Origin of the sequence: Rhodococcus sp. IEGM 1366, assembly GCF_033142425.1 — a bacterium.
GTDB lineage: Bacteria > Actinomycetota > Actinomycetes > Mycobacteriales > Mycobacteriaceae > Rhodococcus_F > Rhodococcus_F globerula.
Genome location: NZ_JAWLRZ010000007.1, coordinates 301,794 through 321,926, shown reverse-complemented (window position 1 = coordinate 321,926; position 20,133 = coordinate 301,794). Strand labels below are relative to the sequence as shown.

Here is a 20,133-nt window from a genome sequence, read left to right as displayed (position 1 = left end):
CAATTGAACTTGAGACCGGATTCAATATAGGCGATGTTGTGGTTACAGGGGAAGGGCTCCGAAGGGATCGAGACGGGTGGGTTATGTTCAGGAAATGAGCAACACGAGCGTCGAAGAGGCGCAGCAGGCGCCGGAGTGGTTCACGAAGGCGTTGTCGACGCCCGCCGAAACAGGCTTGGTTGATGTCGAGGGTGTAGCCGTACGATTCCGCGCCTGGGGGCCAGTCGGGCCGGGAATCGTGCTGGTTCACGGCGGCGCCGCCCACAGTCGGTGGTGGGATCACATCGGCCCGCAGCTGGCTGCCGATCGCCGAGTTGTCGCACTCGACCTGACCGGGCACGGAGACAGCGGTACTCGGGAGAGTTACGGACTGGCGATGTGGGCGCGCGAGATTGTCGAGGCTGCGCGAGCCGGCGGGATCGAGGGAAAGCCGATCCTGGTGGGGCACAGCATGGGCGGGATCATCTCGTTCGTGGCCGCGGACCTGAACGGCGACGAACTGGGTGGTGTCGTCATCATCGATTCGCCGGTGCGGGCATTGACCCCGGAAGAAGAAGCCAGCCGAAAAGAAAACGCCTTCGGTCCGAAGAAGGTTTATCCGACTCGTGAGGACGCGAAGGCGCGCTTCCGCTTTGTTCCGGCACAGGACACCGGATTGCCATGCATTCGAGACCACGTTGCCGAGACCTCGATGGAAGCCGTCGACGGTGGTTGGTCGTGGAAGTTCGATCCGAGAGTGTTTGTGCGCGAGGGTACGGGCAACGTCACCGATCACCGTCCACGTTGTCGCACAGCATATTTCCGAGCGGAGAACGGAATTGTCTCCGAGGAACTGATGGCCGACATCCGAATCCTGTTGGGACCGGAATCCATCGTCGCGGAGATTCCCGAGGCCGGCCACCATGTGATGATCGATCAGCCACTTCCGTTGGTAACCGGAGTGCGGACCGTGCTCGGTGCGTGGGCTGCGGCCGACAGATCGACAGCTCCGATCTAGGCCCGCGCGGCTGCTACGAATCTCTCGATCAACGCGTGGTCTTTGACCCCGCGCGAGGACTCGACGCCACTGGACACGTCGACACCCCAGGCTCCAGTGGCGTCCAGCGCGGCACGGACGTTGTCGGGGCCGAGACCGCCGGCCAGAATCCACTGACCAGCGGGCCTGGACTGCTGCTGCGCCCAATCCCAGGCCACTCCGGAACCGGCATCGGCTCCGTCGATGAGGAGTTCGTCCTCGCCCAGGTCGAGGCTGTAGCCGTCGCGAACCCGGCCGGAGACGACGGCACGAATCACGGTGAGCCCCGCGCCGTGTAGTTGCTTCACCTGCTCAGATGACTCGAGATCATGGACCTGGACAGCCTTCAGCCGCGTGGACTTGGCGATCTCGAGGATCTGGTCGAGCGGGTTACCGAGAAACACGCCGACAGCTCTGATGGTGTCGGGAACTCGGGCAATGAGGTCGGCGGCAAGCTCGGTGTCGACTTTGCGGACGCTCTCGGCAAAGACAAAACCAATGGCATCGACGCCGAGTCGGACGGCGAGGTCGACGGTATCGGCGTCGCGGAGGCCACAGATCTTGATGAAAGTCACCTGCTTCAGGGTACTAGCCGTACCCGAGAACCCCTCGATCGTGGCGAACCCTCGATTGCGGCTCTAGGCTTTCGACGGACAGGCGTAGCGGCATTACGAGAGGCGACACGTGGACTGGCTCTACCGGACGAGTGTGATCTCTGGACCCGTGCCTGTGGTCCTGACGATTCTGGGCGTACTCGGCGGAGTGTGGTTGCTCAGCGGGAAGCCTCGGTGGTTCTACCGCTACGCGATCCCGGTGTGCGGTGTTGCCGCGCTGGTGATCATGGTGGCGGCATGGATTCTGGTGGAGAAGGTGATCGTGCCTTTCCCTGATCCGATTGCGATGTCGATCTACGTGTGGATCGGTTTTGCCGTGTACGGGCTGTTGCTTCTCGGCCCGCGCATCAAAGCCGGGGGCAGTATCGCTAGCGCAGTGCTGTCCGTGGTGGCAGCGCTGCTGATGGTGCTTACGGCCGCGGTACAGATCAACCTCGAATTCTCCGCATATCCGACCGTGGGAATTGTGTTGGGCCACGACGATTTCGACCGGATCGAGCTCGCGGACGTACCCGGTCCGACCGATCCTGTTATCAGCGGTGATCCCACGGATTCGGTCTGGAAAGCCCCGGAAGACATGCCGAATCGTGGCCGGGTGACGACTCTGCCTGTCCCCGGCACGATTTCGGGATTCAGTGCGCGCGACGCCGAGGTGTATCTGCCACCGTCGTACTTCACGAATCCTCGTCCGCTGCTTCCCGTTCTGGTTCTGATGGCCGGGCAACCCGGAAGCCCGCAGGACTGGCTGCAAGGCGGGAAGATCACCGCCACAATGGATTCCTTTGCCCGCGAGCATTCCGGGCTGTCGCCGATCGTCGTGATGGCGGACGCCACCGGGACGCAGTTCGCCAATCCTTTGTGCACCGACTCGCCGGCAGGAAATGTGGCGACGTATCTCGCCAAGGATCTGCCCGCGGCAGTGACCTCGGCATTCCAGGTCGATACCGATCCCAAAGCCTGGGCCATCGGCGGACTCTCGTACGGCGGGACATGCTCGCTCCAGATGGCGACCAATTTCCCGGAAATCTACCCGACGTTCCTGGACTTCTCCGGGCAGGTCGAGCCATCGCTCGGTGATCGGCAAAGGACAGTCGATCAGATCTTCGGCGGCAACGAGGCCGCGTTCGAGAAGGTCAATCCGATGGACATCATGGCGAACCGGAAGTTCCCCGATTCTGCCGGGATCGTGGTGGTCGGAACCGACGACAACGACTTCAAGTCCGGGCAGCAGAAGATCTACGACGCGGCCAAGGCAGCGGGAATGAACGTCAAGTATCTGGAACTGCCCGGAGCCCACAGTTTTGTCGTGTGGTCGGCCGCTATGAAGCAGGAATTGGAGTGGCTATCGCAGCGGATGGGACTGATCGGCTGAGTTTCATCCACTCAGTTCTACCCCACCAATTGGAACGTGTTCTATATTCGGAGTGAGGCTGCTTTTCCGGCAGCCAACCGTTCAGCGAGTGGAGTGCACGCACATGTACGAGTGGTCCGACACCGACCTGATGTTCCGCGACGCCTTGCGGGGCTTTATCGACAAGGAGGTGCGGCCTCACGTCGACGAACTCGAAAGCGGAGCGCTCCCGCCCTTCGACATCATCCGCAAGCTGTACTCGACATTCGGTTTGGCCGATATGGCACGCGAGGGCCTCGAGAAATCACTTGCTCGCGAGCGCGGCGACGCACCAGCCGGTGACGGTGAGAAGGGCAGTGCCTTCAGCGGGGCCGGGAGCATGGGCGTCGTGCTCAACAGTGAACTGGCCGGGGTGAGCCTCGGCCTGGTCGCGTCGCTTGGCGTCAGCCTCGGGCTCGCGGCCGGAACGATCCGCAGCCGCGGCACCCTCGCTCAGAAGGAACGTTGGCTGCCCGGACTGGTCACCTTCGAGACCGTCGGCGCCTGGGCGATCACCGAACCCGACTCGGGATCCGACGCTTTCGGCGGCATGAAATCCTACGTTCGCCGCGATGGCGACGACTACATCCTCAACGGCAACAAGACGTTCATCACCAACGGACCGTACGCCGACGTCACCATCGTCTACGCCAAACTCGACGAAGGTGACGCCTCCGTCGACCGTCGTGACCGCAAGGTGCTCGCGTTCATCCTCGACAAGGGCATGGAAGGGTTCACCCAGAGCCCGCCCTTCAAGAAGATGGGCATGAACTCCTCACCCACCGGCGAGCTGTTCTTCGACAACGTCCGCATCACCAAGGACCGCCTGCTCGGCGAAACGGAAGACAGCGGAAAATCCGACGGAAAGTCCAGTGCCAAGGAAAGCTTTGCCGCCGAACGCATCGGCATTGCATCCCTGTCCCTCGGAATCATCAACGAATGCCACCGGCTCTGCATCGACTACGCGAAGTCCCGCAAACTGTGGGGCCGCGAAATCGGACAGTTCCAGCTCATCCAACTCAAGCTCGCCGAGATGGAAGTAGCTCGAATCAATGTGCAGAACATGGTCTTCAACGCGATCGAGCGCACCGCGGCCGGAGACAAAGTGAGCCTGGCGGAGGCGTCGGCGATGAAGCTGTACTCCTCGCGCGCGGCAACCGAAGTTGCCATGGAGGCCGTCCAGTTGTTCGGCGGAAACGGCTACATGGCCGAGTATCGCGTCGAGCAGTTGGCTCGCGACGCGAAGTCGCTCATGATCTACGCCGGCAGCAACGAAATCCAGGTAACGCACATCGCAAAGGGACTGCTCGGCTAGTGCAGGCGCAGAAACGGAATCAACGACGCTAGAACGGCGTCAGAGGCCACGACGGCGCTGGCGTGGTCGGTGCCGTCGATGACAGTCAACGAACAATCCGGAATCAGGGATGCGGCGTGCTCGGTATCGGGCCGCCGCTCCCGGTCTTTGGACCCGACGAACATCAATGTCGGAGTGATCATCTCGCGAAGCACGGTGTCGTCGATACCTGGTTCGACGTCGGACCGTCGCATGTACGCGGCCAAGGCGAGCGGATCGTTCCGACGAAATGCTGCCGCGGTCTGCGGATCAACCGGCTTGCCGCGCCTAGCGCCCCATCCGTCGAGAAAGCCCTCGATCCCGCCTTGCTCGAGGGCGTCGACGCAGCCTGGGAAGAACAGTGCGTCGAACGCGCCGGTCATGGGCCGGCTGCTCCCACCGCCGACGGTCAACGACCGCACCCGTTCGGAGTGCTCGATTGCCAACGACAGTGTCGCGCGCCCGCCGAACGAATACCCCAGGACGTGGGCGGGTTCGAACGGCGACTCGGTGTCGAGGATCTCGAGGAGATCGCCGACCACCAGATCCATCGCGTACGAATCGGGCGTGTGCGGCTTCTCGCTGCGACCGTGCCCGCGCATGTCGACCAGGATCATCCGGTACCGATCCTGCAGGGCTTTGACATAACCGAAGCCGCGCCAGATCGAATGTGACAGAGCACTGCCGTGAACCATCAGCAGGGGGATGCCCGTCCCCACAACCTGATACGCGATCCGGGTTCCGTCAACGGGGTTTCTCGCGTCCTGCATCACCGATCCATTATGGACGTGTGAATGGCGTCATTGCCATTCGGGATCGATTTCCTGAATTCCGTTCTCGTCCATCCTGATCCACCGGGTGATGTTGATCTCCCGCAGAAACGGCAGATCGTGACTGACAACAACGAGTGCACCCCGGAAATCGTGAAGCGCTTGCGTGAGATGGGCAAGGCTGGGGAGATCCAGATTGTTGGTCGGCTCGTCCAGGATCAGGAGTTTGGGTGCGGGCTGCGCGAGGAGGATGGTCGCCAGCGCTGCCCGGAGACGTTCGCCGCCGGACAGGGCGGAGGCTGTCACGTCGGAATCCGTTCCACGAAAAAGGAATCGAGCCAGTTGGCCACGAATTTCCTCGCTGGTTGCGTGTGGCGCCGCCAGTGCAACGTTGTCCGCCACCGACAGATTTTCGTCGAACACGTCCAACCGCTGACGCAGTGCGCGGCAGGGAACAAATGGCTTTTTCTCCACCAGGGCGTCGAGAAGGGTTGTCTTCCCAATTCCGTTGGGTCCCACAATCGCGATCCGTTCGGGACCGGTGACATGCAGCGACACAATCTGGCCGCTGCGCAGCACAACCTCCTCGAGCGTCACTACCTGCTGGCCCGGATGTACCTGTGTATCAGGAAGATCCAATCGTATTTCGCGATCGTCGCGAAGCAGCTTCTCCGCATCGGCAAGAGCGGACTTCGCGTCGTCGACCTTGCCGATATGGTTGACCGACAGTTTTCCCGCCGAAACTTCGGCTTTTCGCTTGCGGGTCTGCGCCAGGATCGGCGGTAGCCGCTTCTCGTCTTGAATCTTCTGGCCGTATCGCTTGCGCCGATCCAGTTTTGTTCGCGCCTCGATCAATTCGCGGTTCTGCTTTGCCAGATCGGTTTTGGCGTCGCGAACCGCAGCCAATGCGTTTTCCTGTTCCGCCGTTGTCGCCTCCTGGTACAGCGAGTAGTTGCCGCCGAATGTCCGAAGATTGCCGCGACGCAGTTCCACGGTGGATTCCATGCTGTTCAACAACTCCCGGTCGTGGCTCACCACCACGACGGTGCCGGGGAACTGTTGGACAGCGGCATGAACCCGGGCGCGCGCCAACCGGTCCAGATTGTTGGTCGGCTCGTCCAGTAGCAGTACCTGCGGATTTTTCAACAGGGTCGCGGTGAGGCCGAGTAGTACCGTCTCGCCACCGGACAGCGTGCCGACGGTGCGTCCCAAGGCTTCGATGTCGGGCACAACGCGTTCGAGTCCAAGGCGGTGCAGCGTCGAAATCGCGCGTTCCTCGATGTCCCAGTTGCCTTCGGCCACAGCGAAGTCTTTCTCTGTGCCGTCACCGGATTCTATGCGGTGCAAGGCAATACGTAGATCGCCGATCTCCAGGATGTCGTCGACTCGAACATTCGGGTCGAGGGTGATGTCCTGGCGCAGATAGCCGATCTCGCCGGAAGCGTGGACGGAACCGGCATCGGGTGTCAATCGACCGGCGATCAGGCGCAACAGCGTGGACTTCCCGGATCCGTTCAGTCCCACCAGACCGATTCGGCCGCTGGGGAACACAAAGCTCAGACCGGAGAAGACAGGCTCGCCGTCGGGCCAGGTGAACGTGAGGTCGGACAGAGACAGAGAGGAATGAGAGTGGGTCATGTGAACTCCAGAGGGTGCGGGGACCACCCGGCTCAGCCGCAACTGATGGGTGTGGATGCCTTCGCGTAATGAACCTCTAGATGAGCAACGGCCCGTTTCCTGTTCGTCGGGGATGATTCGACGTCGACGCTACTCGATGACCGTTGACGTAGGCAATCGAATTAACGTGTGATGTGCATCGTCAGATCTTCGGTCCCTCCGTCCGCAGATCGTCGACCTTCTTCATCGCGTCCCGCAGTTCCGCGAGCCACTGTTCGCTGTGCTGACCGGCCAGGCGGACTGTCCACTTGAGTGCGTCGGCCCGCGACCTGGCAACACCCGCATCCACCAACGTATCGAGTACCTTGCGCTCTGGTTGACGCAACCGCGTCATCACCGGAACCGCGAGATGTGTGAACAGGACCGTCTTTTCGTCGAGTTTCACACCCCATGCCACCTTCCGGCCGTATCGGGCCTCGGCCTCGTCGGCGATGCGCATGCGATCGGCGCGCGTGGTTTCACGAAAGCGTGAGATACGACCTTCCGCTGCCGCAGACCCACCCTCGACGGGTGGTAGTTCCCCGATGACAACGATCTCCTCGCGGTCCACCTGGACGTCGGCCGGGCCGGTGAACCAGGTGTCGGGGAGCCTGCCGGCAAACCAGTCGCCGGCATCACCCGCGTCGGGAACCGATGCTTGTTGCCAACCTCCGGGGCGTCCGAATCCGCGCTCGCCGGGGCCGTGTGAGTTTTTCATGACGTTCTCCTGAAAGTCGTCGGGAGCATTTATTGCTCTGATTACATGATTACACCGATATTCCGGCGTTCGCCACAATTTCGGGCATGATCGAGAAGGTGCGCCCATCGAGAGTTGATATTCGCCACCCGTTGATCCGAAGAATCACCGTGTTCACGGTGATGGGAGTAGCCGCCGCGAGCAGTATCGTCGCGTGCAGTAGTGGCCCTGACCAGCCGCGATCAGTGGCTGAGCAGTTCGCAACTGCCCTCACCGACGACGATGTGTCGGCGGCGGCAAACCTCACTACCGATCCCGCGGCGGCTTCCACCGCGATCACCGCCATGATCGACGGACTGGGGAAGGACGAGGGAACGTTCACGGTTTCCGAAGCCGAACAATCCGGCGATGACGCCGGCACCTTCACTCTCGATGCGGCCTGGAACTTCGGAGAAGGCCAGGACTGGACGTACTCGACACACGGGAACGCATCGGCCAGTGGTGATCAGTGGTTGATCGAGTGGGATCCGGCATTGCTCGCACCGGATCTGAGGGCGTCGACCACCCTGCGGTACACACCCACTACCGGTGCGCCGCCTGCGGTTCTCGATACGGCCGGGCAGCCCGTCATGGAGCAGCAGGTGGTGGCACTGGTCAATCTCGAGCCCACAGCTGATGCCGCTGCCGTGGCGGCGCTCATCTCCCCGGTTGCCCCGACAATTACGGCAGATTCGTTGCGCAGTGATCTCGCCGCGGCTGCCGGAAAGTCGATCACTGCCATCACGCTTCGTGCGGAAGACCTTGCGCCCATTGAAGATCGGTTGGCTTCCCTGTCCGGAGTGACGCTTGCGCCACAGGCCCGGTTGCTGTCCGTCGACAAGGCTTTGACGTCGCCGACCTTCACCGGACTGAGCGACCTGTGGCAGGAAGGGCAGGACAAATCCGCCGGATGGGCGGTGCAGATGGTGAAGGAGAACGGGTCGGCGACCACTATCGCCGGACAGGACGGCCCGGTTGCGCCGAATATCGCGACAACAATCGACCGCAACCTTCAACTGGGCGCGGAGAACGCACTCGCCGGGGTGACACAGCCTGCGGTGATCGTGGCGCTGCAACCGTCGTCCGGCGCTGTTCTGGCCGTGGCCCAGAACTCGGCCGCCGATGCTGAGGGGCCGATCGCGCTCACAGGTCTGTATCCGCCCGGTTCGACATTCAAAACCGTGACAACGTCGGCGGCGCTGCAAGCCGGGGTGGCGACCCCCGACACAATTCTGCCGTGTCCTGGCACCGAGAACGTCGAGGGACGACAGATCCCCAACGACGACGAATTCGATCTCGGCTCGGTGCCCCTGCACACCGCATTCGCGCATTCGTGCAACACGACGATGGCGCGCCTAGCCGTCGGTCTGCCTGCGGACGCACTGCACAATGCGGGACTGCAATTCGGATTGGGCGTGGACTACGTCACTCCGGGCCTGACGACGGTGACCGGAAACGTACCGGACGCGAACACTCCGGCCGAACGCGTCGAATCGGCGATCGGGCAGGGAACTGTCACTGCCACGCCGTTCGGGATGGCGTTGGTCGCGGCGTCGATCGCACACGGTGAAACGCCGACCCCGATGCTCGTGAAAGGGCAGCCAGGGGTTGCCGATCAGACCGCGGCGCCCACTCCCGCGGTGGTGACCGAACAGTTGCGGACCATGATGCGTGAGACCGTCACCGGTGGAACCGCGACGACTCTCGCTGACATCGACGGACTGTTGGGCAAGACCGGAACAGCCGAAGTTGACGGCGGTCCAGCGCATGGATGGTTTGTCGGAATCAAGGGAGATCTGGCGTTTGTGGTTTTTATCGCCGGGGCAGACAGCTCCGCTCCTGCAGTGCAGGTCGCGGGCACTTTTCTGCGGTGAAACCTGTTTTCGATTGCAGTTCGATGACACCGCCGTGGCTCAACCGTGACACGTTCGTAGGCATCCCGTGCTTGTTACGGCTGTGACAGAAGTGAAGAGTTGCACCAATGGGGCCCGGAGCACAGAAAAGCAGCCGTGGAAAATACGTCATTGCTTCGATAGCTGCTGTTGTCATGACAGTGGCACTCGCGTCGTGCGTCGTCGGGGGAGAAGAGGAAACTGACGCCGCGACGGTCGTCGAAGACTTTGTCACCGCACTCAACAATCACGACGTCGACGGAGCCGCCAACCTCACGTCGTACCCCAATGCCGCACGCGCATCCATTTCGCAGATGTTCGACGGATTGGAAGCACGTTCCACCGACTTCGACGTCGCCCAGGTCATCGACCTCGGTAGTGACTCCGGATTCTTCACTCTCGACGCGGCCTGGAACTTCGGCGAAGGCAAGGACTGGACATACCAGTCACAAGGTGAGGTCCGAGACCTCTCCGTCGGTTGGCGAGTGTCCTGGGATCCGTCGGTCATCGTCCCCGGCCTCGGCAGCGGACGCACCGTCGACTACTCCCGGACCGACGCCGCCCCGCCCAAGGTGGTCGATGCAGGCGGGACTCTGCTCATGAACGAGCAGACCATCAATGCCATCACTCTCGACCCGGCATCCATGCCCGATCCAGTCGACTCGACGCGCCGGCTCGCGAAAGTCATCGAACCCGTCGCTCCGCTGGTGACCAGCGAATCGATGCTCGCTGATCTCGCGGCGCACCCGGGGCAGTCGATTACAGCAGTTCTCCTGCGCGACCCCGACTATCTGTACCTCGAAAGCGACTTCGCCATCCCCGGAGTTGTTGTCGTGAAGACGCCCAAGCTCATTGCGTCGGATCGCCGGATCAATTCGCCGCTCCTGGACCCGTTGCGTACCGCGTGGCAGGCAAACCGCGACGCCACCGCAGGTTGGGCGGTCAATCTTGTCGACCAAAACGGAGCAGCAGTCAAACAAGCCGGTTTCCAGGGACCTTCAGGACCCGACGTTGCCGCGACCATGGACTCGCACACACAACTCGCGGCAATCGAAGCTGTGGTGAGCGCTGGAACGCCGGCGGCGATAGTCGCGATCCGACCCTCGGACGGCGCGATTCTTGCTGCTGCACAGAACAATCAGGCCATCGAGCAGGGGCCGATCGCCTTCACCGGGCTTCGTCCGGCAGGCGGCGCGCTGGACCTCGTGCGGTTGGCTTCGTCGATGCAGAACGGCGTCGAGCCGCGTGCCGTGTCCGGCGAACAGCTGGCCGACACGGCGCGGCAACTCGGTCTGGGCAACGGATTCCACATCCCCAGCCTCGAGCAGCAGACGGCCACGTTTGCGTCGGATGGTTCCGGCGGAAACGAGTCGGTGAACAATATCGTGGCTAATCGGACATCCTCCGGTGCCGGTGAACCTCAGGTCACGCCATTCGGTATGGCTATGCTCGCGGCGTCCATTGCCCGCGGCAGTGCGCCGACGCCGATGATGGTGTTCGGTCAGCCCGCGACCGCCGATACCGCGGCGTCAGCGCTGCCGGAGGACGTGACCAACCGACTCCGTGATTCCATGCGCGGCGCGGGCGGCTTGGTCGGATACCCGGATCTGATCGCTGCCGGTGCGGCAAGTGGTGACGATCGCTGGTTCTTCGGATCACGTGGTGACCTGGCCTTTGCGGTCTTCGTCGCTGATGCCGACGGCAATGATCGGGCACAGCAGATGACGGAGAAGTTGTTCCAGGAGCTGGCAAAGCCTGCCGACAAATAGATGAGAGCGTGACTTTCAAATATGTAATCGCTATTCTCATCTCTGGAAGAGTATCTGCCAGAGAGGGCGCACTCGGTGACAATGCGATTCATCTACCACTACCCGGAAATAAGTGGTCTGGACGGAGACGTCCTCGATCCAGGGCCGTTGCGGGACGTGGCCGTCGCCGCCGAGCGGGCAGGATTCGACACGCTGTCTCTCAGCGAACACCCGATACCCGGCGCAAAATGGCTGGCCTCCGGCGGGCACCAGACGCTCGATCCATTTGTTGCGCTCGGCTACGTCGCCGCCGCAACCGAACGGTTGCGGTTGCTCACGTATCTGGCGGTGGCGCCGTACCGAAACCCCTTCCTGCTGGCAAAATCCGCGTCGACCCTCGACAAACTGTCGGGTGGCCGCCTCACGCTCGGGCTCGGAACGGGATATCAGAAGAGTGAGTTCCATGCTCTCGGAATCGATTTCGACGAGCGCAACGAACTCTTCGACGAGGCGCTCGATGTGCTTCCACTGCATTGGAGCGGTGAACCGTTCACGTATCGCGGCAAGCACTTCAGTGCCCTCGACGTCATCGCCCGGCCGAGGCCGATCCAGAATCCGATCCCCATCTGGATTGGCGGCAACTCCAAGCTGACTCGTCGCCGAGTAGCCGAGCGCGCACAGGGCTGGATGCCGATGTCCGGTGGGGCAGAGTTGAGCGCTACCGCGCGAACACCCACGCTCGGATCGGTTGATCAGATCGGCGGCCACATCACCGAACTGCGAAATGCGGCGCTCGCCGCCGGACGCGCCGAGCCCATCGACGTTGTGTACTCCTATCACGGCGACGGGATACACACCCCGACAGTCGAATCTGACCGGCACCGCGAAGTATTCTCCGACCTCGAAAAATCAGGCGTCACCGCAGTGGTGGTTTCCGGTCCCATCGACGGTTTGGCCGCCACCGTCGAATTCCTCGAAGCGTTCGGGTCCACGTACCTGTCATGAGCACACGATGGTTCGAAGATCGGGCCGGGTTCGACGGATGCGTAGCCGTCATCACCGGCGGCGCCGGTGGGCTCGGCAGTGCGATTGCCGCTGATCTTGCCGCGAACGGAGTGCGGCTTGCCGTCGTCGACATCGATGCAGAGGCCGTCGAGCGTCTGCGTCGTGAGTTGGCGGAGGGCGGATGCGACGCCGTCGTACATCACGGTGACGCGCGTGATCCGGACGAGTTGAACGTGTTGTTCGAGGCTGCTCACGAGCGGTGGGGCAGGCTCGACATCCTGGTCAACGTTGTCGGTGGCACCTTCCGAACACCATTTGCGGAATCGACACCGAAAGGGTGGGACGCGCTTTTGCGCACGAACTTCCACCACGTCCTACACGCGTGCTCCCTCGCGGTGCCGATGATGAAAAGCGGTGGGCGAGGCGGCAGCATCATCAACGTGACAACCATCGAAGCGCACCGCGCGGCGCCCGGTTTTGCCGTCTACTCTGCGGCAAAGGCTGCCGTCGAGCAGTTTTCGCGGACACTGGCCGTCGAACTGGCCCCGGACCGGATTCGCGTGAACAACGTTGCACCGGACTTCGTCCCGACGCCAAATCTTGCCCGATTCGGCAGTGGGGACCATTCGATGGCAACCCCGGTGGGGGCTCGGGTGGCCATACCGATGGGACGAGTCGGGCATGTCTCCGATGTCTCGAACAGCGTCGTCTTTCTTGCTTCCGGACTATCCACCTTCATCACCGGGACAACACTCCATCCTGACGGCGGAACATTGGCGTCGTCCGGGTGGTTCAACTGGCCGGACACGGGTTGGGCGAACTACGCACCGACGCGGTTTCTGGAGGGGCACGCGTAGGCGCGTGGCGCGGGTGAGAATCCGCGCCCGGTAGGTTCATGAGCTGTGAACCTGCTCGATTTCCTCTTTCTTGTCGTAGCGGGATTCTTCAGCGGTCTAGTCGGCTTTGTCACCGGACTGGCGTCCATCGTGTCGTACCCGGCGCTGCTCAGTGTCGGGTTGTCGCCTGTCAGCGCCAATATGACCAACACCGTGGCACTGGTGGCCGTCGGAGTCGGCGCATTGGCGAACTCATCGCGCGAAGTTGCCGACACGGGACCCAAACTTGTTCGCTGGTCTCTGTATTCGGCCGCAGGCGGCATCATCGGTGCGTTGATTCTGTGGCTCGCACCGGAGGGTTCGTTCGAATCGGTTGTGCCGGCGATGGTTGCGTTTGCGGCGCTGGCACTGCTCCTTCAACCGAAGATTCGTGAACTCTCCGGCGGCGGCGACCGTCCGGGAATCTACTCGGCCGCCCTGTTTGCCGTGGCCGTGTACGGCGGGTATTTCGGCGCGGGTGCCGGCGTCATCTTTCTGGCGGCAACCCTCATCCTCACATCCGAAACGGTGTGGCGGGCCACAATTCTGAAGAGCTTCTTCCTCGGCATTGCGAATCTGGTTGCCGCCCTCATCTTCGCTTTTTCCGGGCAAGTGCACTGGGTGGCCGCGCTGGCCATGGCTCTCGGCGCATTGGTGGGTGGCTGGTGCGGGCCACCCGTCGTGAAGAAAATCCCGCCATCGGTACTGCGGGTGGCAGTAGCGATAGCGGGATTCGCTTTGGCGCTGTGGCTGTGGGTCAAATAGCGGGCTGGGTCAAATAGCGTTTACTGCACGCCTTGCATCAGCTTCTTGATCCACGGCGACGCGGCAGCAAGCACAACGCCGATTCCGATCGACGAGAATCCGATGATCAGGAAGAACGGCTTGCTGTCGTCGATGTCGAAATGACCGGCAAGGGTTCCGGCCATCGAGGATCCCAACGCGACGGACAGGAAGAACAACGCGACCATCTGCGTGTGGAAACGCTCCGGCGCCAGTTTGGTTGCGAGCGACAATCCGACGGGGGAGAGGAACAGCTCCGCAAACGTGAACAGCAGAAGGACTCCGGCCAGCCCGAGGAGCGGTGCACTGTTCGGACCGCCGCCGGTGATCGGAATGAAGGCGAGGAAAGCCAAGCCCATGATCCCGGTGCCGATGGCGAACTTGATGGGCGACGACGGCTGCCGTGGGCCGAGTTTGGTCCACATCGCCGCGAACACGCCTGCGAAGACGATGATGAACACGGGGTTGATGGACTGAACCCAGCTCGGCGGGAAGTCCCAGCCGAAGAGGTTGCGGTCCAGAAGCTTGTCCGAGATCAGCGGAACCGTCGTGAATTGCTGCTGGAACAGCGACCAGAAGGCAGCGCTGGCAATGAACATCGGGATGAACGCAAACACACGACTGCGTTCGACCTTCGTGATCTGCTTGCTGGTCAGCATCAGAAGGAAATATCCGACCGATGCAATGACAGTCAGACCGACCACAACGTCGGACATGTTGTCCGCGGTGATCAAACCGGTAATCGATGCGATGGCGACCACAACGATCGCAGCAACACCGATTCCGATGTAGAGGGTGCGCTTGTCCGCGGGAAGCGGGTTGCCCGGTGCGGCGCCGATTCCGTGAAGGTGCTTGCGGCCCAACGTGTACTGGATAAGGCCGAGCGCCATGCCGACGGCCGCCAGAGCAAATCCGGCATGGAATCCCCAGGCATCCTGCACTGCGCCGGTCAGCAGCGGACCGACCAAACCGCCGATGTTGATGCCCATGTAGAAGATCGAGAAACCGGCGTCGCGGCGCTCGTCCGTCGGCGAATACAGATCGCCGACCAACGACGTGGCGTTGGCCTTGAGGCCACCACTGCCGAAGGCCACCATGACAAGACCGATGCCAACGCCCCACAGACCGGGGAACACGGCCAACGCGATGTGGCCGGCCATGACCAGCGAAGCACTGTAGAAGAGCGTCCGTTCCGACCCGAGAAGGCGGTCGGCCACCCACGCACCGAGGATCGTGGACAGGTACACGGTGCCGCCGTACGCGCCGACAATGCTCGTCGCGGCGGCCTGGCTGATACCGAGACCACCGTCGGCGACGGTGTAGTACAAGTAATAAATCAGGATGCCTTGCATCCCGTAGAAGGAGAACCTCTCCCACATTTCCACGCCGAACAGATTGGCCAATGCAAACGGTTGGCCGAAGAAGCCCTTGTCTTCTTTCTCGGTCCGTTCGGCAGGCTCCGTAGTGTTACTCATCCGAGAAGTGTCCTACTTCGTAGCGCAATTCGGGTAGTTCCGGACCGCTCGACACGGTTACGACCTGGCACGGATTTTTGCGATGACCGGGACGAGTGCGCGCCACCCGAGTAGGAATGCGCCGAGGACAAGTGTGGCGACCACGATGAAACTGAACTGCGTACCTTGACCGCTGAGCACTCGCAGGACCATGCCGATGACGACGGTGGAGAGCCATGCGACTATGCCGGTGGGGAGTAGGAGAACGGCGTTGAACTTGTCGCGGTACAGCGCGAACGTGGCAGACCATCCGATTACCAGGCCGGTCAGGAACGGCCATGATGTCTTCGCCAGTCCGGCGAGCGCATTGGCTTCTTCGTGTGTACGGCGCCCTATCGCGCAAAAGATAATGACAAGAACGGCGTCGATCAGCAGGAATGGTGCGTACTTCTTCACCTGGTCACCATACGACTGTGCGCCTTTCCGGTAGTTGGCACTACCGGAAAGGCGCACGTGGCCGAAGGCCCTTATGCCTGCAGACCAGCCTCGATCTCGAGGGTGATGGTGATCTTGTCGCCGACAACTGCTCCGCCGCCTTCGAGGGGCATCTCGATGGAGATGTCGAAGTCCTTGCGGTTGATGACTGTGGTGGCTTCGAATCCGGCAACCGGGCCGTTGCCCATACCGGGGTTGACGCCGTTGAACTCGAGGTTCAGCTCGACCTCGCGGGTGACACCGTGGAGGGTGAAGTCGCCTGCGAGTACGAAGTCGCTGCCCTTGGCGCGCACTGCGGTGGACTTGAAGGTAGCCGTCGGGTACTTCTCGACGTCGAAGAAGTCAGCGGACTTGATGTGGCCGTCACGCTGCTCGTTCTTGGTGTTGATGGAGGCGACCGAGATTTCGGCTTCGACGGCCGGGGTTCCGTCCTCGGCAACCGTGATGGCGCCCGAGAACTCGTCGAACGTGCCGCGAACCTTGGACACCATGAGGTGGCGAACCGAGAAGCCGACGGTCGAGTGGACCGTGTCGATAACCCAGGTTCCGGCGGTCAATGCGGGCAATGTGGTGGTAGCGGCGGTCATCGAAGCTCCTTGATAAGTAGTTGAATGTTCAATTGCTTGTAGGTTCAACTATGAACCCTCGAGAATCCTTCCGCAAGTTCGTGTGACTGTCATCACATGTGCGGGATGCGGCCGCGTAGACGGCATGAAGCGCCGACGCCGTGACGGACTGATGAACAGCCACTCCCCAGTGCTGGACTCCGTTGACCAGGGCTTCTGTGATGGTGACTGCCGAAGTTGCACTGGCCGGAGAATCCGAGTGGCCGGGAAGTGAATGCTGCGTGAGTGACAGAACTTCGACGCCGGTGCCGTTCTCGGTCAGGATCCTGGCCAGCGCCTCGACGGGCCCGGACGCGCTGGCCTGTGCGGTAATTTCCTTGCCGTCGCGATCGAGGACGACAAACAGATGATCACCACCGGAGTCGTGTTCCACCGAATATCGGCGCATTCCTCCGTTGTACCCGTACTCGCGCAGCAGGAGGTTCCACAGCTGGTCGGCGGTTATCTCGAGTCCGGAGCCATCGGTTTCACGTTGAACGCGCGCCGCAAAATCGATTTGCAGGCGTCGAGGGAGTTCGATGCCGTATTCCGATGCCAGTAAGTAGGCGATGCCTCCCTTGCCGGACTGGCTGTTTACCCGGATCACGGCCTGGTAGTCACGACCGACGTCAGCGGGATCGATCGGCAGGTACGGCACTTCCCACGGTGCCTGCGACGGATCGATGCCAAGGATTTCGGCGCGCTCGTAATGATGGGCAAAGCCCTTCTTGATTGCGTCCTGGTGGGTTCCCGAGAACGCGGTGTACACCAGATCGCCGCCGTACGGGTGGCGCTCGTGCACCGGAATTCTGTTGCAGTACTCCACTGTTCGACGGATTTCGTCGATGTCGGTGAAGTCGATTCGCGGGTCGACGCCCTGCGCGTGGAGGTTCAGTCCGAGCGTCACCAGATCGACATTGCCGGTGCGCTCACCGTTACCGAACAGGCAGCCTTCGACCCGCTGAGCGCCGGCGAGTACTGCCAGTTCGGCGCACGCCACTCCGGTGCCACGATCGTTGTGCGGATGTACGGACAGGATTACCGAATCGCGTCGAGCGAGATTGTGGTGCATGTATTCGATCTGGTCCGCGTAGATGTTAGGAGTGGCGATTTCCACTGTGGCAGGCAGATTGTGGATGACCGGGCGATCTGGGCTCGCATCCCAGAGTTCGCTGAGGCTGTTGCAGATCTGCAGCACGTAGTCCGGTTCCGTCAGGTTGAAGACCTCGGGTGAGAACTCGAACCGCCACCCGTCGTGAGCGTCACCGCCGCGAGCGACATCCTCGGCGGCGCGAAAGATCATGCCGTGCAGTTCGTCTCGTTCCTTCCCCAGGACCACATCGCGCCATGTCGGTGCGGTAGCGGTGTACATGTGAACTACCGCGTTCGGCAGTCCGGCGATGGATTGGTAGGTTCGCTCGATCAAATCTGTTCGGGCTGCGGTGAATACAACGATCGTGACATCGTCGGGAACCAGGTCGAGGTGCACCAGGTCGCGAACGAAGTCGAAGTCCGTCGCACTGGCGGAAGGGTAGCCGACCTCGATTTCCTTGTAGCCGATCGCCACCATCAGTTCGAACATTCGGCGTTTGCGGGCCGGGTCCATCGGTTCGGCTAGGGCCTGGTTGCCGTCGCGCAGATCCACGGGAACCCACAGGGGTGCTTCGGTGGTGCGATTGGCCGGCCAGGTTCGATCGAATGCCGGAATGTCGACTCGATCCCACGCGGCGCGATAACGCGCGGACGGCATGGGGGAGGGTTTCTGGTTGTTCCAGGTGGTGCTCTGGTTGTTCCAGGTGGTGCTCATCGGGGGTTCTCCTGCGGGTCTTGGTGAGAGACCGGCCATGGCGGAACCCCGCGGAGGGGTGCCGGTCTTTTCAGGCCCCGCCGCGGCAGTCGAGAAGGAGTCCTCGGTAAGCCATGAGGGCTACACTAGAACGAAATCACTTATCAGACAACCTGAGGAGTTTCCGTGCCGCCGATGGTCGAACGCCGTCTACTCACCGATCAAGCCGCTGAGCTTCTTCGTGCTCGTATCATCGGTGGCGAATGGGCAGTCGGTGACAAACTTCCAGGTGAAACCACTCTGGCGGCGGAATTGGGTATCGGCCGTTCCACGATCCGCGAAGCCGTTCGCACCCTCGCCGGACTCGGCATGCTGGAATCGCGTCAGGGCGCCGGAGTGTTCTTGCGCAGTACAACTCCACCCGACCAGTGGCCTCGGGTCCTCGAATCAGAAGCCATTCTGCATGTAGTCGAAGTGCGCAACGCCGTCGAGGTGGAGGCAGCTGGATTGGCAGCCAAACGACGCGACGACACCGACATCGCAGAACTCAGGCGTGCGCTCGACGGTAGGGCCGCGGCCGCGAATTCCGGTGATGCCGCCTTTGTCGACGCCGACATCGCGGTGCACCGCGCGGTGGTCGAGGCGGCGCACAATCCGGTTCTGTCTGAGTTGTTCGAAACGTTTGTCCCACGACTTCGGACTGCGTTGATCGAGCTGATCGGCGTCCTCGATCTCAATCCGCACAGCCAACCCGACGCAGACGAGCATCGAATGTTGGTGGACGCCATCGAAGCCGGTGACTCGGAGGCTGCCGTGCGAATCAGCCGTGCCCATCTGGATGACATGGCAGCAGCGTTGCGACGCTAAACGCCGGGTTGTTCGCCGCGTTCGAAGTCGATGGTCATGTCGGCGTCGTCGCGATGCGTCGCTCGGAACGAGATGAGGAAGACGACCCACCCCACGAGCGCCACGAGTACAAGACTCACCATTCGGTAGACGAAGACCGCCGCGAGAGCTTGTGCGCCGGTCGCTCCGGCGATGGTGAGCGCAGTGATCAGTGCTGTGTCCACGTATCCCAAACCACCGGGCATCAGAGGAATACTCCCGACGGCCTTGGCTGCGGTGAACGCGATCAGCAAACCGGCAAACGAGGGGTGCGCACCTACAGCCCAACAGGCAAACCCGAGACAGGCGACGTCGGCAACACGATGGATCGCCGACCAGCCGAAAGCGATGACGGTATCGGTGCGCCCGAGTTCCACGGAATCGAGTTGAGTGAGAATCTCGGACCAGCGTGACACTCCACGGTCTGGATGATTACCGCGAAAGCTGTTGTACCGAGCAAGGACCCAGTGTCCTAGGCGTTCGAGGCTACCGGGGTTCTGGGCGATATATCGCAGGCCGACGAATAGAAGCGCCACGCAGATAATCGAGATGGTCAGCGTAACTGGACTGACCTTGGTGCCGAAAGCCAAAGCGCCGGTTGCGCCGAGAAGTGCCAGCGTTGCTGCGGCGATCACACCGCACATAGCCAATTGCCACGACGCGACAATGGGCGTCGCACCCCACTTGCGGGTCTGCTTGTATGTGAACGCAGTGGAGAACACCTGCCCCGCAGGCAATGTGAGCGCCATCGCGGTACTTGCGTAGATCACGGAGAGATTTTTCAGGTGGCCGGCCACCACACCGGCAGCATTGAGAAGCCGCTGCTGAACCGACGCGTATCCGCTGAGTGAGACGGCCTGGGCGGCGATGCAGGCCGCAACCCAACCCCAGTGGATTTCCGTCAGTGCCTGCCATGACTCATTGAGCTTTGGCCAAAGCAGTGTCCCCTCGACAACCAGCAGAGTGATCAGCGCGAGCCCGAGAACATACTTCAGCCACCAGAATCGCCCACGAACCCGACCGGGCTCGGCGACGGACGGCGGGGGCCGTCTCAGTCGCCACGGGGTCTTTCCAGGCAGTGCCATCGATTC

General features: G+C 61.9%; 18 protein-coding genes. 9 read left to right on the top strand and 9 right to left on the bottom strand.

Annotation, left to right across the window (positions count from 1 at the left end; genetic code table 11):
- Positions 1–94 precede the first annotated feature (94 nt).
- The gene (locus R4P64_RS22420) at positions 95–997 is read left to right on the top strand and encodes an alpha/beta hydrolase (RefSeq protein WP_317822781.1); all 903 of its coding nucleotides are present in this window, start codon (positions 95–97) and stop codon (positions 995–997) included.
- Here the strand turns inward: R4P64_RS22420 and R4P64_RS22415 are convergent.
- Positions 994–1,590 (bottom strand): phosphoribosylanthranilate isomerase, encoded by a 597-nt coding sequence (locus R4P64_RS22415; protein ID WP_317822780.1) that lies wholly within the window; start codon positions 1,588–1,590, stop codon positions 994–996. The two genes, R4P64_RS22420 and R4P64_RS22415, sit on opposite strands and share 4 nt — an antisense overlap.
- A gap of 109 nt (positions 1,591–1,699) precedes the next feature.
- Here R4P64_RS22415 and R4P64_RS22410 point away from each other — a divergent pair, with 109 nt between their 5' ends.
- Both R4P64_RS22410 and R4P64_RS22405 read left to right on the top strand, forming a co-directional pair.
- Positions 1,700–3,001 (top strand): alpha/beta hydrolase, encoded by a 1,302-nt coding sequence (locus R4P64_RS22410; protein WP_317822779.1) that lies wholly within the window; start codon positions 1,700–1,702, stop codon positions 2,999–3,001.
- Positions 3,002–3,104: 103 nt separating this feature from the next.
- Positions 3,105–4,334: an acyl-CoA dehydrogenase family protein gene (locus R4P64_RS22405; protein WP_317822778.1), complete on the top strand. Its 1,230-nt coding sequence runs from the start codon at positions 3,105–3,107 to the stop codon at positions 4,332–4,334.
- Here the strand turns inward: R4P64_RS22405 and R4P64_RS22400 are convergent.
- The 3 genes from R4P64_RS22400 to R4P64_RS22390 all read right to left on the bottom strand — a co-directional run bounded on the left by R4P64_RS22400 (position 4,331) and on the right by R4P64_RS22390 (position 7,496).
- Entirely contained in the window at positions 4,331–5,122 is a 792-nt protein-coding gene (locus R4P64_RS22400; RefSeq protein ID WP_317822776.1) for an alpha/beta fold hydrolase, read from the bottom strand. The genes R4P64_RS22405 and R4P64_RS22400 overlap by 4 nt on opposite strands.
- 30 nt (positions 5,123–5,152) lie before the next feature.
- A complete protein-coding gene (locus R4P64_RS22395) occupies positions 5,153–6,760 on the bottom strand; it encodes an ABC-F family ATP-binding cassette domain-containing protein (RefSeq protein ID WP_317822775.1) in 1,608 nt (535 codons plus the stop codon).
- Positions 6,761–6,941: 181 nt separating this feature from the next.
- Positions 6,942–7,496: a hypothetical protein gene (locus R4P64_RS22390; protein WP_033231734.1), complete on the bottom strand. Its 555-nt coding sequence runs from the start codon at positions 7,494–7,496 to the stop codon at positions 6,942–6,944.
- 86 nt (positions 7,497–7,582) lie between these two features.
- Here R4P64_RS22390 and R4P64_RS22385 point away from each other — a divergent pair, with 86 nt between their 5' ends.
- From R4P64_RS22385 to R4P64_RS22365, 5 genes are all read left to right on the top strand, one after another.
- Entirely contained in the window at positions 7,583–9,388 is a 1,806-nt protein-coding gene (locus R4P64_RS22385) for a penicillin-binding transpeptidase domain-containing protein (protein WP_317822774.1), read from the top strand.
- Positions 9,389–9,495: 107 nt separating this feature from the next.
- The gene (locus R4P64_RS22380; RefSeq protein ID WP_317822773.1) at positions 9,496–11,175 is read left to right on the top strand and encodes an NTF2-like N-terminal transpeptidase domain-containing protein; all 1,680 of its coding nucleotides are present in this window, start codon (positions 9,496–9,498) and stop codon (positions 11,173–11,175) included.
- 81 nt (positions 11,176–11,256) lie between these two features.
- On the top strand, positions 11,257–12,159 hold the full coding sequence (locus R4P64_RS22375) for an LLM class F420-dependent oxidoreductase (RefSeq protein ID WP_172936662.1): 903 nt from the start codon (positions 11,257–11,259) through the stop codon (positions 12,157–12,159).
- A complete protein-coding gene (locus tag R4P64_RS22370) occupies positions 12,156–13,016 on the top strand; it encodes an SDR family NAD(P)-dependent oxidoreductase (RefSeq protein ID WP_233365091.1) in 861 nt (286 codons plus the stop codon). The genes R4P64_RS22375 and R4P64_RS22370 overlap by 4 nt, the downstream gene beginning before the upstream one ends.
- Positions 13,017–13,061: 45 nt before the next feature.
- Positions 13,062–13,799, top strand: a complete 738-nt coding sequence (locus tag R4P64_RS22365; RefSeq protein WP_033231729.1) for a sulfite exporter TauE/SafE family protein — start codon at positions 13,062–13,064, stop codon at positions 13,797–13,799.
- 20 nt (positions 13,800–13,819) lie between these two features.
- Here the strand turns inward: R4P64_RS22365 and R4P64_RS22360 are convergent, their stop codons facing one another.
- The 4 genes from R4P64_RS22360 to R4P64_RS22345 form a co-directional block, all read right to left on the bottom strand.
- Complete coding sequence (locus tag R4P64_RS22360; protein WP_033231728.1) at positions 13,820–15,292, bottom strand: peptide MFS transporter; 1,473 nt, start codon at positions 15,290–15,292, stop codon at positions 13,820–13,822.
- A gap of 57 nt (positions 15,293–15,349) precedes the next feature.
- The gene (locus tag R4P64_RS22355) at positions 15,350–15,727 is read right to left on the bottom strand and encodes a DUF3054 domain-containing protein (RefSeq protein WP_317822772.1); all 378 of its coding nucleotides are present in this window, start codon (positions 15,725–15,727) and stop codon (positions 15,350–15,352) included.
- Positions 15,728–15,798: 71 nt separating this feature from the next.
- On the bottom strand, positions 15,799–16,353 hold the full coding sequence (locus R4P64_RS22350; RefSeq protein ID WP_033231726.1) for a YceI family protein: 555 nt from the start codon (positions 16,351–16,353) through the stop codon (positions 15,799–15,801).
- 28 nt (positions 16,354–16,381) lie between these two features.
- Positions 16,382–18,178: a 2-isopropylmalate synthase gene (locus R4P64_RS22345; RefSeq protein WP_317822771.1), complete on the bottom strand. Its 1,797-nt coding sequence runs from the start codon at positions 18,176–18,178 to the stop codon at positions 16,382–16,384.
- Between the two features lie 165 nt (positions 18,179–18,343).
- Between R4P64_RS22345 and R4P64_RS22340 the strand changes: the two genes are divergently transcribed.
- Positions 18,344–19,024 (top strand): FadR/GntR family transcriptional regulator, encoded by a 681-nt coding sequence (locus R4P64_RS22340; RefSeq protein WP_172936586.1) that lies wholly within the window; start codon positions 18,344–18,346, stop codon positions 19,022–19,024.
- Here the strand turns inward: R4P64_RS22340 and R4P64_RS22335 are convergent.
- Positions 19,021–20,127: a TIGR00374 family protein gene (locus R4P64_RS22335; RefSeq protein WP_051730285.1), complete on the bottom strand. Its 1,107-nt coding sequence runs from the start codon at positions 20,125–20,127 to the stop codon at positions 19,021–19,023. The two genes, R4P64_RS22340 and R4P64_RS22335, sit on opposite strands and share 4 nt — an antisense overlap.
- Positions 20,128–20,133 lie beyond the last annotated feature (6 nt).

What these genes read in the sequence shown, in the direction of transcription:
- R4P64_RS22420 (WP_317822781.1), top strand. Translation starts at nt 95, where the DNA reads ATGAGCAACACGAGCGTCGAAGAGGCGCAGCAGGCGCCGGAGTGGTTC.
- R4P64_RS22405 (WP_317822778.1), top strand. Translation starts at nt 3,105, where the DNA reads ATGTACGAGTGGTCCGACACCGACCTGATGTTCCGCGACGCCTTGCGG.
- R4P64_RS22400 (WP_317822776.1), bottom strand. Translation starts at nt 5,122, where the DNA reads ATGCAGGACGCGAGAAACCCCGTTGACGGAACCCGGATCGCGTATCAG.
- R4P64_RS22395 (WP_317822775.1), bottom strand. Translation starts at nt 6,760, where the DNA reads ATGACCCACTCTCATTCCTCTCTGTCTCTGTCCGACCTCACGTTCACC.
- R4P64_RS22390 (WP_033231734.1), bottom strand. Translation starts at nt 7,496, where the DNA reads ATGAAAAACTCACACGGCCCCGGCGAGCGCGGATTCGGACGCCCCGGA.
- R4P64_RS22385 (WP_317822774.1), top strand. Translation starts at nt 7,583, where the DNA reads ATGATCGAGAAGGTGCGCCCATCGAGAGTTGATATTCGCCACCCGTTG.
- R4P64_RS22380 (WP_317822773.1), top strand. Translation starts at nt 9,496, where the DNA reads ATGGGGCCCGGAGCACAGAAAAGCAGCCGTGGAAAATACGTCATTGCT.
- R4P64_RS22375 (WP_172936662.1), top strand. Translation starts at nt 11,257, where the DNA reads ATGCGATTCATCTACCACTACCCGGAAATAAGTGGTCTGGACGGAGAC.
- R4P64_RS22370 (WP_233365091.1), top strand. Translation starts at nt 12,156, where the DNA reads ATGAGCACACGATGGTTCGAAGATCGGGCCGGGTTCGACGGATGCGTA.
- R4P64_RS22360 (WP_033231728.1), bottom strand. Translation starts at nt 15,292, where the DNA reads ATGAGTAACACTACGGAGCCTGCCGAACGGACCGAGAAAGAAGACAAG.
- R4P64_RS22350 (WP_033231726.1), bottom strand. Translation starts at nt 16,353, where the DNA reads ATGACCGCCGCTACCACCACATTGCCCGCATTGACCGCCGGAACCTGG.
- R4P64_RS22345 (WP_317822771.1), bottom strand. Translation starts at nt 18,178, where the DNA reads ATGAGCACCACCTGGAACAACCAGAGCACCACCTGGAACAACCAGAAA.
- R4P64_RS22335 (WP_051730285.1), bottom strand. Translation starts at nt 20,127, where the DNA reads ATGGCACTGCCTGGAAAGACCCCGTGGCGACTGAGACGGCCCCCGCCG.